The sequence below is a fragment of the Pseudacidovorax intermedius genome, assembly GCF_003350475.1.
Classification (GTDB): Bacteria; Pseudomonadota; Gammaproteobacteria; order Burkholderiales; family Burkholderiaceae_C; genus Xenophilus; species Xenophilus intermedius.
This window is the reverse complement of the sequence record NZ_QQAV01000007.1, coordinates 13,636-27,551: the sequence shown is the minus strand read 5'-3', so window position 1 is coordinate 27,551 and position 13,916 is coordinate 13,636. Positions and strand designations below refer to the sequence as shown.

The following is a 13,916-nucleotide window of genomic DNA, read 5'->3' as shown; positions in this document are numbered from 1 at the left end:
CGCCATCGATGCTAGCCGGGCATATTGATGATCGTTGCATGATTTATTGACCTCCTTCGATACAACAATGAATATCCCATCATCGAACACCTCCGGCACCGCTTCCGCTCGCTACCCGGGTCTTCAGGGCCGCCGCGCCTTCGTTACCGGCGGGGGCAGCGGCATCGGCGCCGCCATCGTGGGCGAGCTGGCCCGCCAGGGCATGCAGGTCGCTTTCGTCGACATCGCCGAGGCACCGAGCCGGGCGGTGGCGGAGGCGCTGGCCGCCGAAGGCCTGCCGACGCCCTGGTGGCGGCGCTGCGATGTGCGCGACGTGCCCGCGCTGCAGGCCGCCATCGCCGACGCCGCCACGGCACTGGGCGACTTCCATGTGCTCGTCAACAACGTGGCCAGCGACGACCGGCACACGCTCGAATCGGTGACGCCGCAGTACTACGACGAGCGCATGGCCATCAACGAGCGACCGGCCTTCTTCGCGATCCAGTCGGTGGTGCCCGGCATGCGCCGGCTGGGCGGCGGATCGGTGATCAACCTGGGCTCCACCGGCTGGCAGGGCAAGGGCAGCGGCTATCCCTGCTATGCCATCGCCAAGTCGTCGGTGAATGGCCTGACGCGCGGGCTGGCCCGCACGCTGGGGCAGGACCGCATCCGCATCAACACCGTCTCGCCGGGCTGGGTGATGACCGAGCGGCAGATCGCGCTGTGGCTGGATGCCGAAGGCGAAAAGGAGCTCGCCCGCAACCAGTGCCTGCCCGACCGCCTGGCGCCGCAGGACATCGCGCACATGGTGGCCTTCCTGGCCAGCGACGCGGGGCGCATGTGCACGGCGCAGGAGTTCACCGTGGATGCGGGGTGGGTTTGACCCCTTTCAGGGACTGAGGCCGTAGACGGGCCGGCAGGCGGTGCGCAGTGCCTGCATCAGCAGCGTGGCGCCCGGCGACAGCTGGCGGTCGGTGCGGGTGATGAGGCCGAAGTCGTCCATGTGGCAGGGCATGTCCAGCGGCAGGATGCTCAGGATGCCGTGGCCCGCGTAATAGCGCGCCACTTCCGTGGCCATCACGCACAGCATGTCGCTCTGCTGCAGCATGCGGGTGATGAACAGCAGGGCCGCGGTCTCGACCACGTCGAAGGGCGGGGCAAGGCCGGCCTCCTGGAACATCAGGTCGAAGCGGTGCCGCAGCACGCTGCCCGCGGGCGGCACGATCCACGGCCGGGTCGCCACGTCGCCCAGCGTGAGCCCGGCCGCGCTCGACAGCGGATGGCCGGGCCGCGCCACCGCACATACGGGCTCGCCCGTCAGCGGCTCGTAGCGCAGGTTGGACTTGTCGTCGTCGGCAAAGATGCGCGCCACCAGGATGTCCAGCCGGCCCTGGCGCAGGTAGTCGACCAGCACCGGGCTGGTCTCGATCTCCAGCACCACGCGCAGGCTCGGCTGCTCGCGCTTCACGGCCGCCACCGCCTGCGGCAGCAGCGCAAGGCCGGGTGAGGTGATCGCGCCCACGCCCACCTGGCCGTAGCGGCCCGCCTTGAGCGACATCAGCTCTTCATGCGCCTGGTTGAGGCTGGCCAGCGCCTGACGGGCGTGGCGGATCATGGTCTCGCCGTACCAGGTGGGCCGCATGCCCCGGGGCAGGCGCTCGAACAGCGGCACCTCCAGCACGTCCTCCAGGTCCTTGAGCAGCTTGCTGGCCGCGGGCTGTGTGATGTTGAGCGCGCGGGCGGCGGCGTGGATGTTGCCCTCGTCGGCCAGGGCCGTGAGCAGCAGCAGCTGCCGCGTCTTGAGGCGGGCGCGCAGGAACCAGTGCGGGTTGGACGTCGAGGGGCTGGTCATCGAGGAAGGAATGGCGGTGTCACCGACGGGCGGCGAGGGTTTGTGCGAATGCTCCGATTGATATCCATTCTCTTCAAAAAACCATTGGATGGATATTTTTTTGCTTCATACACTGCCCACACGTTCGATGCGGTGCGGGTGCGCCGCACGGCGCCCACAACACCATCGATTCCTTCATCAGGAGACAACCCATGCGCCCCTCCCGTCGTCAGATCGTCGCCCTGGCCGCCGGCCTGCCCCTCGCCATGGCGCTGCCCAGCGCCGCCTGGGCCCAGAAGAAGATCGTGCTCGGCTTCAGCCAGGTGGGCGCCGAAAGCGAATGGCGCACCGCCAATACGGAATCGATCAAGTCGGCCGCCAAGGACGCGGGCATCGAGCTCAAGTTCTCCGACGCGCAGCAGAAGCAGGAAAACCAGATCAAGGCCATCCGCGCCTTCATCGCGCAGAAGGTGGACGTGATCGCCTTCTCGCCCGTGGTCGAGACCGGCTGGGACAACGTGCTGCGCGAAGCCAAGGCCGCCAAGATCCCGGTGGTGCTGACGGACCGCGCCGTCAACACCAAGGACACCTCGCTCTACGTCACCTTCATGGGCTCCGACTTCGTCGAGGAAGGCCGCAAGGCCGGCCGCTGGCTGGTGGAAAAGATGAAGGACCAGAAGGGCGAGGTGCGCATCGTCGAGCTGCAGGGCACCGTGGGCTCGGCCCCCGCCATCGACCGCAAGAAGGGCTTCGAGGAAATCATCAAGGCCGATCCCAAGTTCAAGATCGTGCGCTCGCAGACCGGCGACTTCACCCGCGCCAAGGGCAAGGAGGTGATGGAAGCCTTCCTGAAGGCCGAGGGCAAGAACGGCATCAACGTGCTCTACGCGCACAACGACGACATGGCCATCGGCGCCATCCAGGCCATCGAGGAGGCGGGCCTGAAGCCGGCCAAGGACATCACCATCATCTCGGTCGACGCGGTCAAGGGCGCCTTCGAGGCCATGATGGCCGGCAAGCTCAACGTGTCCGTCGAGTGCTCGCCGCTGTTGGGCCCGCAGCTGATGACGGCCGTCAAGGACATCGTGGCAGGCAAGCCGGTGGCCAAGCGCATCGTGACGGAAGAGGGCATCTTCCCCATGGAAACGGCCGCCGCCGAGTTCCCGAAACGCAAGTACTGATCGCCGAGGGAGCACAACAACATGAAGCGCACCTTCCTCAAGTCGATCATGGCCGGCGCAGCGCTGGCCACCACCTTGCTGACACCCTTCGCCCATGCCCAGGACAAGGGCCTGGTCGGCATCGCCATGCCGACCAAGTCCTCGGCCCGATGGATTGCCGACGGCGACAACATGGTCAAGGTGCTGAAGGATCGGGGCTACAAGACCGACCTGCAGTACGCCGAGGACGACATCCCCAACCAGCTGGCGCAGATCGAGAACATGATCACCCGCGGCGCCAAGGTGCTGGTGATCGCCTCCATCGACGGCACCACGCTCGGCAAGGCGCTGCAGAATGCGGCCGACCGGGGCATCAAGGTCATCGCCTACGACCGGTTGATCCGCAACAGCAAGAACGTCGACTACTACGCGACCTTCGACAACTTCCAGGTCGGCGTGCTGCAGGCCAATTCCATCGTCGACAAGCTGGGCCTCAAGCAGGGCAAGGGCCCCTTCAACATCGAGCTGTTCGGCGGCTCGCCCGACGACAACAACGCCTTCTTCTTCTACGACGGGGCGATGAGCGTGCTCAAGCCCTACATCGACAGCGGCAAGCTGGTGGTGCGCAGCAAGCAGATGGGCATGGACAAGGTGGGCACGCTGCGCTGGGACGGCGCGGTGGCGCAGGCCCGCATGGACAACCTGCTGTCGGCCTTCTACGGCAACGCCCGCGTCGACGCCGTGCTCTCGCCGTACGACGGGCTGTCCATCGGCATCCTCTCCTCGCTCAAGGGCGTGGGCTACTGCACCGCGCAGCAGCCCTGCCCCGTGGTGAGCGGGCAGGACGCCGAGGTGCCCTCGGTCAAGTCGATCCTGCGCGGCGAGCAGTCCTCTAGCGTGTTCAAGGACACGCGCGAGCTGGCCAAGGTCACGGCCGACATGGTGGACGCCGTCGTCTCGGGCAAGCAGCCGCAGGTCAACGACACCAAGACCTACAACAACGGCGTGAAGGTGGTGCCGTCGTACCTGCTCAAACCCGTGAGCGTGGACAAGAGCAACTGGGAGTCGGTGCTGGTGGGCAGCGGCTACTACAAGGCCTCGCAGTTCAAGTGACCCAGGCGCCGGTGCGCGGCGACGTGCACCGGCCGCATGCCATGACATTCCTGCTTGAGATGCGCCACATCCGCAAGACCTTTCCCGGGGTCGTGGCCCTGGACCGGGTGGAGCTGGGTGTGGAAGCCGGAAAGATCCACGCACTGGTCGGCGAGAACGGCGCCGGCAAGTCCACGCTGATGAAGGTGCTCAGCGGCGTCTATCCGCACGGCGAGTACGAGGGCGACATCGTCTACGACGGCCAGGTGCAGCGCTTCGGCGGCATCCACGACAGCGAGCGCGCCGGCATCATCATCATCCACCAGGAGCTGGCGCTGGTGCCCATGCTCTCCATCGCGGAGAACCTGTTCCTGGGCAACGAGGTGGCACGGGGCGGCATCATCGACTGGACCGAGGCGCACCGCCGCACCCGCGCGCTGCTGGCCAAGGTGGGCCTGCGGATGTCGCCGGAGACGCCGGTGGGCGACCTGGGCATCGGCCAGCAGCAACTGGTGGAGATCGCCAAGGCCCTGGCCAAGCAGGTGCGCCTGCTGATCCTGGACGAACCCACCGCCAGCCTCAACGAAAACGACAGCCAGGCCCTGCTGGACCTGCTGATGGAGCTGCGCGCGCAGGGCATTACCTGCATCCTGATCTCGCACAAGCTCAATGAGATCGCCCGCGTGGCCGACGCGGTGACCGTGCTGCGCGACGGCAGCAGCGTGCAGACCCTCGACTGCAGCGCCGGCCCGGTGGACGAGAACGAGGTGATCCGCGCCATGGTCGGCCGCGCCATGGCCGACCGCTATCCGCCGCGCACGCCGACCATCGGCGACGTGGGCTTCGAGGTGCGCGACTGGCATGCGCACCATCCGCAGCGGCCCGAGCGCCCGTTCCTGCAGGAACTGAATCTGCATGTGCGCCGCGGCGAGGTGGTGGGCATCGCCGGCCTGATGGGCGCCGGCCGCACCGAGTTCGCCATGAGCGTGTTCGGCCGCAGCTGGGGCCAGCGCATCGCCGGCACGGTGCGCATCGACGGCCGCGAGGTCGACGTCAGCACCGTCGGCAGAGCCATCGCCCAGGGTCTGGCCTATGTGACCGAGGACCGCAAGGGCGCCGGCCTGGTGCTGGACGAGAGCATCCGCTTCAACACGTCTCTCGCCCACCTGAAGGGCGTGTCGCGCGCCGGCGTGATCGACCCGCTTCAGGACACGGCCGTGGCCGAGCGCTTCCGCCGCGCCATGCGCATCCGCACGCCCGACGTGCTGCAGAAAACGCTCAACCTGTCGGGCGGCAACCAGCAGAAGGTGGTGCTGGGCAAGTGGCTGTTCACCGAGCCCCGGGTGCTGATCCTCGACGAGCCGACGCGCGGCATCGACGTCGGCGCCAAGTACGAGATCTACACGCTCGTCGCCGAGTTGGCCGCCCAGGGCCGCTGCGTGATCGTCATTTCCTCCGAGATGCCCGAGCTGCTGGGCATCACCGACCGCATCTACGTGATGAACGAAGGCCGCTTCGTCGGCGAGATGCCCACGGCCGAGGCCACGCAGGAGCGGATCATGGGCGCCATCGTGCGCGGCCATGCCGCCGCACGCGGGCCGGCGCTCAAGACGGAAGCCCTTGCATGACCGACAACGCCGCCTCCCTCCCCCGCGCCACCGCACCGGTGGCCGCGCCGGCACCTTCCACCGCCGCCTTCCTGCGCCACAACTTCCGCGAGTACGGCATGCTGGTGTGCCTGGTCGCGATCATGGTGCTGTTCCAGGTGCTGACCGACGGCACGCTGATGCAGCCGCTCAACCTCACCAACCTGGTGCTGCAGAACAGCTACATCGTCATCATGGCGCTGGGCATGCTGCTGGTGATCGTGGCGGGCCACATCGACCTGTCGGTCGGCTCGGTCAGCGGCTTCATCGGCGCGCTGGCGGCGGTGCTGATGGTCAACCACGACTGGCCGGTGATCCCCGCCGCGCTGGCCTGCCTGGTGGGCGGCGCGCTGATCGGGGCCGCGCAGGGCTGGTTCGTGGCCTATGCGCGCATTCCCTCCTTCATCGTCACGCTGGCCGGCATGCTGGTGTTCAAGGGCCTGGCGCTGGCGCTGCTGCAGGGCCAGTCGGTGGGGCCCTTTCCCGACACGTTTCAGCGGCTGAGTTCGGGCTTCATCCCCGACGCCTTCGGCAACCAGGGGCTGCGGCTGACGTCTGTGCTACTGGGCGCGGCCATGGCGGCGGCCTTCGCGATCGCCGGCTGGCGGGCGCGGCAGCGCCAGCAGGCGCACGGCATCGCCGGCGAGCCGGCCGGCTTCTTCGCCGCCAAGACGCTGATCTTTGCGGGCCTGCTGATCGGCTTCGCCTGGATGATGGCCTCGTACCGCGGCCTGCCCAATGTGCTGGTGGTGATGGCAGTGCTGATCGTGCTGTTCGACTTCGTCACGCGCCGCACGGTGCTGGGCCGGCGCGTGTACGCCCTCGGCGGCAACGAGAAGGCGGCACGGCTGTCGGGCATCGACACGCGGCGGCTGAGCTTCTATGCCTTCGTCAACATGGGCGTGCTGGCGGCGCTGGCCGGCCTGGTGTTCGCGGCGCGCCTGAACACGGCCACGCCCAAGGCCGGCCTGGGTTTCGAGCTGGACGTGATCGCCGCCTGCTTCATCGGCGGCGCCTCGGCCTCGGGTGGCGTGGGCAAGGTCACCGGCGCGGTGATCGGCGCCTTCGTCATGGGCGTGATGAACAACGGCATGTCGATCATGGGCATCGGCATCGACTACCAGCAGGTGATCAAGGGGCTGGTGCTGCTGGCCGCCGTGTTCATCGACGTCTGGCACAAGAACCGCTGAAGCCATGGCTGCTGTCCCCTCTTTCCCAACCGCCGCGCCGGTGCTTGAACTGAGCGGCATCGGCAAGCGCTTCGGCAGCGTTCCGGTGCTGCAGGACGTGCAGCTGCGCCTGTACCCCGGCGAGATCCATGCGCTGATGGGCCAGAACGGCGCGGGCAAGTCCACGCTGATCAAGGTGCTCACCGGCGTCTTCCCGGCCAACGACGGCCGCATGGTGCTGGCGGGCGCGCCCATCGTGCCGACCTCGCCCGCGCATGCGCAGGCGCTGGGCATCAGCACCGTCTACCAGGAAGTGAACCTCTGCCCCAACCTGTCGGTGGCCGAGAACGTGTTCGCCGGCCGCTACCCGCGCCGCGGCCTGATGCAGGGCCGGCGCATCGACTGGGCCGCGGTCAACAAAGGCGCCCGCGCGCTGCTGGCGCGGGTGGGGCTGGACATCGACGTGACGCGGCTGCTGGCCAGCTACCCGGTAGCGGTGCAGCAGCTGGTCTCCATCGCCCGCGCGCTGGGGGTGGATGCGCGGGTGCTGATCCTGGACGAGCCCACCTCCAGCCTGGACGACGACGAGGTGCGCAAGCTCTTCGAGGTGATGCGCCGGCTGCGGGACGAGGGCCTGGCCATCGTCTTCGTCACCCATTTCATGAACCAGGTGTATGCCGTGTCGGACCGCATCACCGTGCTGCGCAACGGCCGCTTCGTGGGCGAATGGCCGACGGCCGAGCTGCCGGCGCCGGCGCTGATCTCGGCCATGGTGGGCCGCGAGCTGGCCGCGGCGCAGGGCCAGTCGGCCGCGCTGCCAGCGGCTGCTGTCGGTGAGACGCCGCTGCTCAAGGCCGAAGGCCTGGGCCAGAAGGCGCAACTGCATCCCGTCGACCTGCAGGTGCGCGCCGGCGAGGTGGTGGGCCTGGCCGGCCTGCTGGGCGCGGGCCGCACCGAGCTGGCCCGTCTGCTCTTCGGGCTGGAGGCGGCCGACAGCGGCACGCTGTGGATCGACGGCCAGGCGCAGCGCTTCGGCAGCCCCACCGAGGCCATCGCCGCCGGCCTGGCGCTGTGCCCCGAGGAGCGCAAGACCGACGGCATCGTGGCCGAGCTGTCGGTGCGCGAGAACATCGCGCTGGCCCTGCAGGCCCGGCGCGGCGCGCTGCACTTCATTCCCCATGCCGAGCAGGTGCGCATGGCCGAGCATTACGTCGCGGCGCTGGGCATCAAGACCGCCAGCATCGACACGCCGATCGGGCTGCTTTCCGGCGGCAACCAGCAGAAGGCCGTGATCGCGCGCTGGCTGGCCACGGCGCCGCGGCTGCTGATCCTGGACGAGCCCACGCGCGGCATCGATGTGGCGGCCAAGCAGGAAATCATGGAACAGATCCTCCAGCTCGCGAAGGCGGGCATGGCGGTGCTGTTCATCTCGTCCGAGATCAGCGAGGTGGTGCGCGTCGCCCACCGCATCGTCGTGCTGCGCGACCGCGCGAAGGTGGGCGAGCTGCCCGCCGGCAGCAGCGAGGACGACGTGTACGAACTCATCGCCGCGGAGCCGGCGCACTGACATGCCTCCTTCCCTCCTCTCACGACTGATGCAGCACCGCCTGGCCTGGCCGCTGCTCACGCTGGCGCTGCTGCTGGCCGTCAACGCCGGCTTCAACCCGGGCTTCCTGCACCTGGAGTGGCGCGACGGCCACCTCTACGGCAGCCTGGTCGACATCCTCAACCGCGCGGCGCCGCTGGTGGTGGTGTCGCTGGGCATGACGCTGGTGATCGCCACGCGGGGCATCGACATCTCGGTGGGCGCGGTGGTCGCCATCTGCGCGGCCGTGGCTGCCTGGCTGATCGGCGGCGCGGTCGATGGCCAGAACGCCCGCTTCGGCCTGCCGCTGGCGGTGGCCGGCGCCCTGGGCGTGGCCCTGCTGTGCGGGCTGTGGAACGGCCTGCTGGTGGGCGCCATCGGCATGCAGCCCATCATTGCGACGCTGATCCTGATGGTGGCCGGCCGCGGCCTGGCGCAGCTGATCACCGACGGGCAGATCCTGACCATCTACTACAAGCCCTTCTTCTTCATCGGCGGCGGCTACCTGCTCGGCCTGCCTTTCTCGGTGTACGTGGCGGCGGCCGTGCTCGCGCTGCTGGGCCTGGCCTGCACCCGCACGGCGCTGGGCCTGTTCATCCAGGCCGTGGGCATCAACCCGACGGCGGCGCGGGTGGCGGGCGTGAAGGCGCGGCGGCTGATCGTCGGCTGCTATGCGGTGTGCGGGGTGTGCGCCGGCATCGCGGGGCTGCTGATCAGCTCCAACGTCAAGAGCGCGGACGGCAACAACGCCGGCCAGCTGATGGAGCTGGACGCCATCCTGGCCGTGACGCTGGGCGGCACGCTGCTCACCGGCGGGCGCTTCAGCCTGGTGGGCAGCGCCATCGGTGCGCTGATCATCCAGACGCTGACCTATGCCATCTACTCGCTGGGCGTGCCGCCCGAGATCAACCTGGTGGTCAAGGCGGCGGTGGTATTCGTCGTGATGCTGCTGCAGTCCGCCGAATTCCGCGCCATGTTGCGCACCCTGGCGGTGCGGCCGGCGCCGCGGGAGCAGCTGCGATGAGCGCCGTGTTGCCCACCGCCCGCGCCGCCGACAAGGCAAGGTCCATGACGCCGGCACGACCACGCCGCCGGCTCGACCCCAAGTACCTGCCCCTGGCCGCCACCATCTCGCTCTTCGCGGCGGTGGTGCTGGCCGGCTCGTTGCGCTACGACGGCTTCTTCTCGCTGCAGGTCTTCTTGAACCTGCTGATCGACAACAGCTTCCTGCTGGTGGTGGCGGTGGGCATGACCTTCGTCATCCTCACCGGCGGCATCGACCTGTCGGTGGGCTCGGTGATTGCCTTCTCGACCATGGTGCTAGCCACGCTGGTGGAGCAACACGGCTGGAGCCCCGCACCCGCCATCGCCGTGGTGCTGGTGATGGGCACGGCCTTCGGTGCTTTCATGGGCCTCCTGATCGAGCGCTTCCGGCTTCAGCCCTTCATCGTCACGCTGGCCGGCATGTTCCTGGCGCGCGGGCTGTGCTACCTGATCAGCATCGATTCGATCAGCATCACCAGCGAGGCCTACACCGAGCTGGCCCAGCTGCGTGTGCCCTTCTTCGCGGAGACGTCGCTGTCGCTCGGCGCCGTGATCGGCGTGGCGGTGCTGCTGGTGGCGATGTACGTGGCCCACTGCACGCCCTTCGGCCGCACGGTGTACGCCATCGGCGGCAACGAGCATTCGGCCCACCTCATGGGACTGCCGGTGCGCCGCACCCTCGTCGGCGTCTATGCGCTGTCGGGCCTGTGCTCGGCGCTGGCCGGTGTGCTGTTCACCTTCTACATGCTCTCCGGCTACGGCCTTCATGCCGTGGGGCTGGAGCTGGACGCCATCGCCGCGGTGGTGATCGGCGGCACGCTGCTGAGCGGCGGCGTCGGCTATGTGGCCGGCACGCTGTTCGGCGTGCTGATGCTGGGCGTGATCCAGACCCTCATCGCCTTCGACGGCACCCTGAGCTCGTGGTGGACGCGCATCGTCGTCGGCCTGCTGCTCTTCGCCTTCTGCCTGCTGCAGCGCGTGGTGTCGCTGCGTGCCGGCCGCCGTTGAACCCATTCCTTTCCGACCGTCGCCTCCGTCCTCCTGAAAGCCACCATGTCCGACACAACCCCCAAGAAAAAGCTGCGCTCCACCGAGTGGTTCGGCCACAACGACAAGAACGGCTTCATGTACCGCAGCTGGATGAAGAACCAGGGCTTCCCCGACCATGAGTTCGACGGCCGGCCGGTGATCGGCATCTGCAACACCTGGTCGGAGCTGACGCCCTGCAATGCGCACTTCCGCAAGATCGCCGAGCATGTGCGGCGCGGCGTGTACGAGGCAGGCGGCTTTCCGGTGGAGTTCCCGGTGTTCTCCAACGGCGAGTCCAACCTGCGGCCCACCGCCATGCTCACCCGCAACCTCGCGGCCATGGATGTGGAAGAGGCCATCCGCGGCAACCCCATCGACGCGGTGGTGCTGCTGGCCGGCTGCGACAAGACCACGCCCGCGCTGCTGATGGGCGCGGCCAGCTGCGACGTGCCGGCCATCGTCGTGTCGGGCGGGCCCATGCTCAATGGCAAGCTCGACGGCAAGAACATCGGCTCGGGCACCTCGGTGTGGCAGCTGCACGAGTCGCTCAAGGCGGGCGAGATCGACCTGCACAAGTTCCTCTCGGCCGAAGCCGGCATGTCGCGCTCGGCCGGCACCTGCAACACCATGGGCACGGCCTCGACCATGGCCTGCATGGCCGAGTCGCTGGGCGTCACGCTGCCGCACAACGCCGCCATTCCGGCCGTGGACGCGCGGCGCTACGTGCTGGCGCACCTGTCCGGCCAGCGCATCGTGCAGATGGCCAAGGACGACCTCACGTTGTCGAAGATCCTCACCCGCCAGGCCTTCGAGAACGCCATCCGCACCAACGCGGCCATCGGCGGCTCGACCAACGCAGTGATCCACCTCAAGGCCATCGCCGGACGCATCGGCGTGGACCTGGAACTGGAGGACTGGACGCGGGTCGGCCAGGGCATGCCCACACTGGTGGACCTGATGCCTTCGGGCCGCTTCCTGATGGAGGAGTTCTATTACGCGGGCGGCCTGCCCGGCGTGCTGCGCCGCATGGGCGAGGCCGGGCTGCTGCCGCATCCCGAGGCCCTGACGGTGAACGGCCACAGCCTGTGGGACAACGTGCGGGAGGCGCCCATCCACGACCCCGAGGTCATCCGCCCGCTGGACAAGCCCCTCATCGCCGACGGCAGCATCCGCGTGCTGCGCGGCAACCTGTCGCCGCGCGGCGCCGTGCTCAAGCCCTCGGCCGCCACGCCCACCCTGCTCAAGCACCGCGGCCGCGCCGTGGTGTTCGAGAACCTGGAGCACTACAAGGAGCGCATCGTCGACGAAGACCTGGACGTCGACGCCGACTCGGTGCTGGTGCTCAAGAACTGCGGCCCGCGCGGCTACCCCGGCATGGCCGAGGTGGGCAACATGGGCCTTCCGCCCAAGCTCCTGCGCCAGGGCATCAAGGACATGGTGCGCATCTCGGATGCCCGCATGAGCGGCACCGCCTACGGCACCGTGGTGCTGCACGTGGCCCCGGAGGCCGCGGCCGGGGGGCCCCTGGCCATGGTGCGCGATGGCGACTGGATCGAGCTGGACAGCGACGCCGGCCGGCTGCACCTGGACATCTCCGACGAGGAATACGCGAGCCGCATGGCTGACGTGCAGAAGAGCCTGCCCCCCCCCGGCGGCGGCTACCGCAAGCTGTACGTGGAGCATGTGCTGCAGGCGGACGAGGGCTGCGACCTGGACTTCCTGGTGGGCTGCCGCGGCGCCGCGGTGCCGCGCCATTCGCACTGAGTCTTCCCCCTTCAAACCAGCCCACACGCGACCCGCCCATGGCCCATCCCGCCACCCCGTACCGCGGCATCTTCCCGGTGGTGCCCACCACCTTCACCGAGAGCGGCGAGCTGGACCTGCCCAGCCAGAAGCGCGCGCTCGACTTCATGATCGACGCCGGCGTGGATGGTCTGGCCATCCTGGCCAACTTCTCGGAGCAGTTCTCGCTGTCGGACCAGGAGCGCGAGGTGCTCACCCGCACGGCGCTGGAGCATGTGGCCGGCCGCGTGCCGGTGATCGTCACCACCTCGCACTACGCCACGCGCATCTGCGCCGAGCGCAGCCGCCGCGCGCAGGACATGGGCGCCGCCATGGTGATGGTGATGCCGCCCTACCATGGCGCCACCTTCCGCGTGCCCGAGGCGCAGATCCAGGCTTTCTACCAGCAGGTGTCCGACGCCATCGACATCCCCATCATGGTCCAGGACGCGCCGGCCAGCGGCACGGTGCTGAGCCCAAGCTTCCTGGCCCGCATGGCGCGCGAGATCGACCATGTGTCGTACTTCAAGATGGAGACCGCCGGCGCCGCCAACAAGCTGCGCGAGCTGATCCAGCTGGGCGGCGATGCCATCGAAGGCCCGTGGGACGGCGAGGAGGCCATCACCCTGCTGGCCGACCTGCATGCCGGCGCCACGGGCGCGATGACGGGTGGCGGCTTTCCGGACGGCATCCGCCCCATCCTGGAGGCGCATCGCCGCGGGGACATGGACGGCGCCTTCGCGCTCTATCAGCGCTGGCTGCCCCTGATCAACCACGAGAACCGCCAGGCCGGCATGCTGGCCGCCAAGGCACTGATGAAGGAAGGCGGCGTGATCGCCTGCGAGGCGCCGCGACACCCGCTGCCGCCCATGCACCCGGCCACGCGCCGCGAGCTGATCGACATCGCGCGGCGGCTGGATCCGCTGGTGCTGCGCTGGGGGCGGTGAAGGTTCGGGCGTGAAAGGCGCCGGACCACCGAGGCTAGTGGTAGTCCTGCTCCAACTGATGCCGCACGGCCAGGATCACGACCGTGGTGGCATCAGCGATTTCGTAGAGAAGCACATAGCCACTGGCCCCAAAGGGAACGATCAGCTCGCGACGCAGCCCCCCGCCTTGGGCCGCCTTGCGGTAGATGAAGGGCGTCCGGGACAGGTGCAGTTGCGCAGCCGATTCGACCGCCGCGATGGCGCGCTCTGCCAGATCGAGGTCCGCCGCCGTCTCAGCCTGATCGATCAGGTATCCGAAGAGTCTCAGCAAGTCCGCGCGGGCCTGCGGCGCAAACACCACGGCAAAGGTCATCGCGCTTTGGCTCGGCCAGCCCCCAACTCCTTGCGCTTGCTTTCTAGACGCTGACGCATCTCGCCGATCACCTCATCGGCAGGATGCGCCACACCCGTGCGCGAATACGCCTGCCAGGCCGCCTCCCCCCGCGCGTAGAACTCCGCCTGGGCGCGCCGGTATGCCACGGCACTGCGGACGCTGTCTTCGATGAAGCCGGACAGGGACTCGCCCTCGCGAAGCATGGATTCCAGGTCGGCGCGAAGTTCGGGATCGACGCGCACCTGCGGAAGGATGGCTGACTTCATCCGAAAATTGTGC

At 68.6% G+C, this 13,916-nt stretch carries 13 protein-coding genes; 10 read left to right on the top strand and 3 right to left on the bottom strand.

What is annotated here, in order from left to right; genetic code table 11:
- The first annotated feature begins 67 nt into the window (after positions 1-67).
- A complete protein-coding gene (locus DFR41_RS17195) occupies positions 68-862 on the top strand; it encodes an SDR family NAD(P)-dependent oxidoreductase (protein ID WP_114803637.1) in 795 nt (264 codons plus the stop codon).
- Positions 863-868: 6 nt separating this feature from the next.
- Here DFR41_RS17195 and DFR41_RS17190 read toward each other — a convergent pair whose 3' ends face one another.
- The gene (locus DFR41_RS17190) at positions 869-1,831 is read right to left on the bottom strand and encodes a LysR family transcriptional regulator (RefSeq protein WP_114803636.1); all 963 of its coding nucleotides are present in this window, start codon (positions 1,829-1,831) and stop codon (positions 869-871) included.
- A 191-nt stretch (positions 1,832-2,022) separates the two neighbouring features.
- On the opposite strand from DFR41_RS17190, the gene DFR41_RS17185 reads away from it, so the two are divergent.
- The 9 genes from DFR41_RS17185 to DFR41_RS17145 are packed head-to-tail and all read left to right on the top strand — an operon-like array spanning position 2,023 to position 13,264.
- On the top strand, positions 2,023-2,991 hold the full coding sequence (locus DFR41_RS17185; RefSeq protein ID WP_114803635.1) for an ABC transporter substrate-binding protein: 969 nt from the start codon (positions 2,023-2,025) through the stop codon (positions 2,989-2,991).
- A gap of 21 nt (positions 2,992-3,012) precedes the next feature.
- Entirely contained in the window at positions 3,013-4,083 is a 1,071-nt protein-coding gene (gene chvE / locus DFR41_RS17180; protein ID WP_017761361.1) for a multiple monosaccharide ABC transporter substrate-binding protein, read from the top strand.
- Between the two features lie 41 nt (positions 4,084-4,124).
- Positions 4,125-5,690, top strand: a complete 1,566-nt coding sequence (mmsA, locus tag DFR41_RS17175) for a multiple monosaccharide ABC transporter ATP-binding protein (RefSeq protein ID WP_114803797.1) — start codon at positions 4,125-4,127, stop codon at positions 5,688-5,690.
- Entirely contained in the window at positions 5,687-6,898 is a 1,212-nt protein-coding gene (mmsB, locus tag DFR41_RS17170; protein WP_114803634.1) for a multiple monosaccharide ABC transporter permease, read from the top strand. Before mmsA ends, mmsB begins: the two co-directional genes overlap by 4 nt.
- 4 nt (positions 6,899-6,902) lie before the next feature.
- Complete coding sequence (locus DFR41_RS17165; protein WP_114803633.1) at positions 6,903-8,444, top strand: sugar ABC transporter ATP-binding protein; 1,542 nt, start codon at positions 6,903-6,905, stop codon at positions 8,442-8,444.
- A 1-nt stretch (position 8,445) separates the two neighbouring features.
- Positions 8,446-9,486: an ABC transporter permease gene (locus DFR41_RS17160; RefSeq protein WP_244917785.1), complete on the top strand. Its 1,041-nt coding sequence runs from the start codon at positions 8,446-8,448 to the stop codon at positions 9,484-9,486.
- Positions 9,483-10,514, top strand: a complete 1,032-nt coding sequence (yjfF, locus tag DFR41_RS17155) for a galactofuranose ABC transporter, permease protein YjfF (RefSeq protein ID WP_211322615.1) — start codon at positions 9,483-9,485, stop codon at positions 10,512-10,514. The genes DFR41_RS17160 and yjfF overlap by 4 nt, the downstream gene beginning before the upstream one ends.
- Before the next feature lie 45 nt (positions 10,515-10,559).
- Complete coding sequence (locus DFR41_RS17150; protein ID WP_114803630.1) at positions 10,560-12,299, top strand: IlvD/Edd family dehydratase; 1,740 nt, start codon at positions 10,560-10,562, stop codon at positions 12,297-12,299.
- A 38-nt stretch (positions 12,300-12,337) separates the two neighbouring features.
- Positions 12,338-13,264, top strand: a complete 927-nt coding sequence (locus tag DFR41_RS17145) for a dihydrodipicolinate synthase family protein (protein WP_017760972.1) — start codon at positions 12,338-12,340, stop codon at positions 13,262-13,264.
- A gap of 34 nt (positions 13,265-13,298) precedes the next feature.
- Here the strand turns inward: DFR41_RS17145 and DFR41_RS17140 are convergent, their stop codons facing one another.
- The gene (locus tag DFR41_RS17140; RefSeq protein ID WP_114803629.1) at positions 13,299-13,616 is read right to left on the bottom strand and encodes a type II toxin-antitoxin system RelE/ParE family toxin; all 318 of its coding nucleotides are present in this window, start codon (positions 13,614-13,616) and stop codon (positions 13,299-13,301) included.
- Positions 13,613-13,903, bottom strand: coding sequence for a YlcI/YnfO family protein (locus tag DFR41_RS17135; protein WP_017760970.1), 291 nt, complete (start codon positions 13,901-13,903; stop codon positions 13,613-13,615). The genes DFR41_RS17140 and DFR41_RS17135 overlap by 4 nt, the downstream gene beginning before the upstream one ends.
- Between the last annotated feature and the right edge of the window lie 13 nt (positions 13,904-13,916).

Bases quoted from the DNA above. Each gene is read 5' to 3' on its own strand.
- DFR41_RS17195 (WP_114803637.1), top strand. From the start codon at position 68: ATGAATATCCCATCATCGAACACCTCCGGCACCGCTTCCGCTCGCTAC.
- DFR41_RS17190 (WP_114803636.1), bottom strand. From the start codon at position 1,831: ATGACCAGCCCCTCGACGTCCAACCCGCACTGGTTCCTGCGCGCCCGC.
- DFR41_RS17185 (WP_114803635.1), top strand. From the start codon at position 2,023: ATGCGCCCCTCCCGTCGTCAGATCGTCGCCCTGGCCGCCGGCCTGCCC.
- chvE (WP_017761361.1), top strand. From the start codon at position 3,013: ATGAAGCGCACCTTCCTCAAGTCGATCATGGCCGGCGCAGCGCTGGCC.
- mmsA (WP_114803797.1), top strand. From the start codon at position 4,125: ATGACATTCCTGCTTGAGATGCGCCACATCCGCAAGACCTTTCCCGGG.
- mmsB (WP_114803634.1), top strand. From the start codon at position 5,687: ATGACCGACAACGCCGCCTCCCTCCCCCGCGCCACCGCACCGGTGGCC.
- DFR41_RS17165 (WP_114803633.1), top strand. From the start codon at position 6,903: ATGGCTGCTGTCCCCTCTTTCCCAACCGCCGCGCCGGTGCTTGAACTG.
- DFR41_RS17160 (WP_244917785.1), top strand. From the start codon at position 8,446: ATGCCTCCTTCCCTCCTCTCACGACTGATGCAGCACCGCCTGGCCTGG.
- yjfF (WP_211322615.1), top strand. From the start codon at position 9,483: ATGAGCGCCGTGTTGCCCACCGCCCGCGCCGCCGACAAGGCAAGGTCC.
- DFR41_RS17150 (WP_114803630.1), top strand. From the start codon at position 10,560: ATGTCCGACACAACCCCCAAGAAAAAGCTGCGCTCCACCGAGTGGTTC.
- DFR41_RS17145 (WP_017760972.1), top strand. From the start codon at position 12,338: ATGGCCCATCCCGCCACCCCGTACCGCGGCATCTTCCCGGTGGTGCCC.
- DFR41_RS17140 (WP_114803629.1), bottom strand. From the start codon at position 13,616: ATGACCTTTGCCGTGGTGTTTGCGCCGCAGGCCCGCGCGGACTTGCTG.
- DFR41_RS17135 (WP_017760970.1), bottom strand. From the start codon at position 13,903: ATGAAGTCAGCCATCCTTCCGCAGGTGCGCGTCGATCCCGAACTTCGC.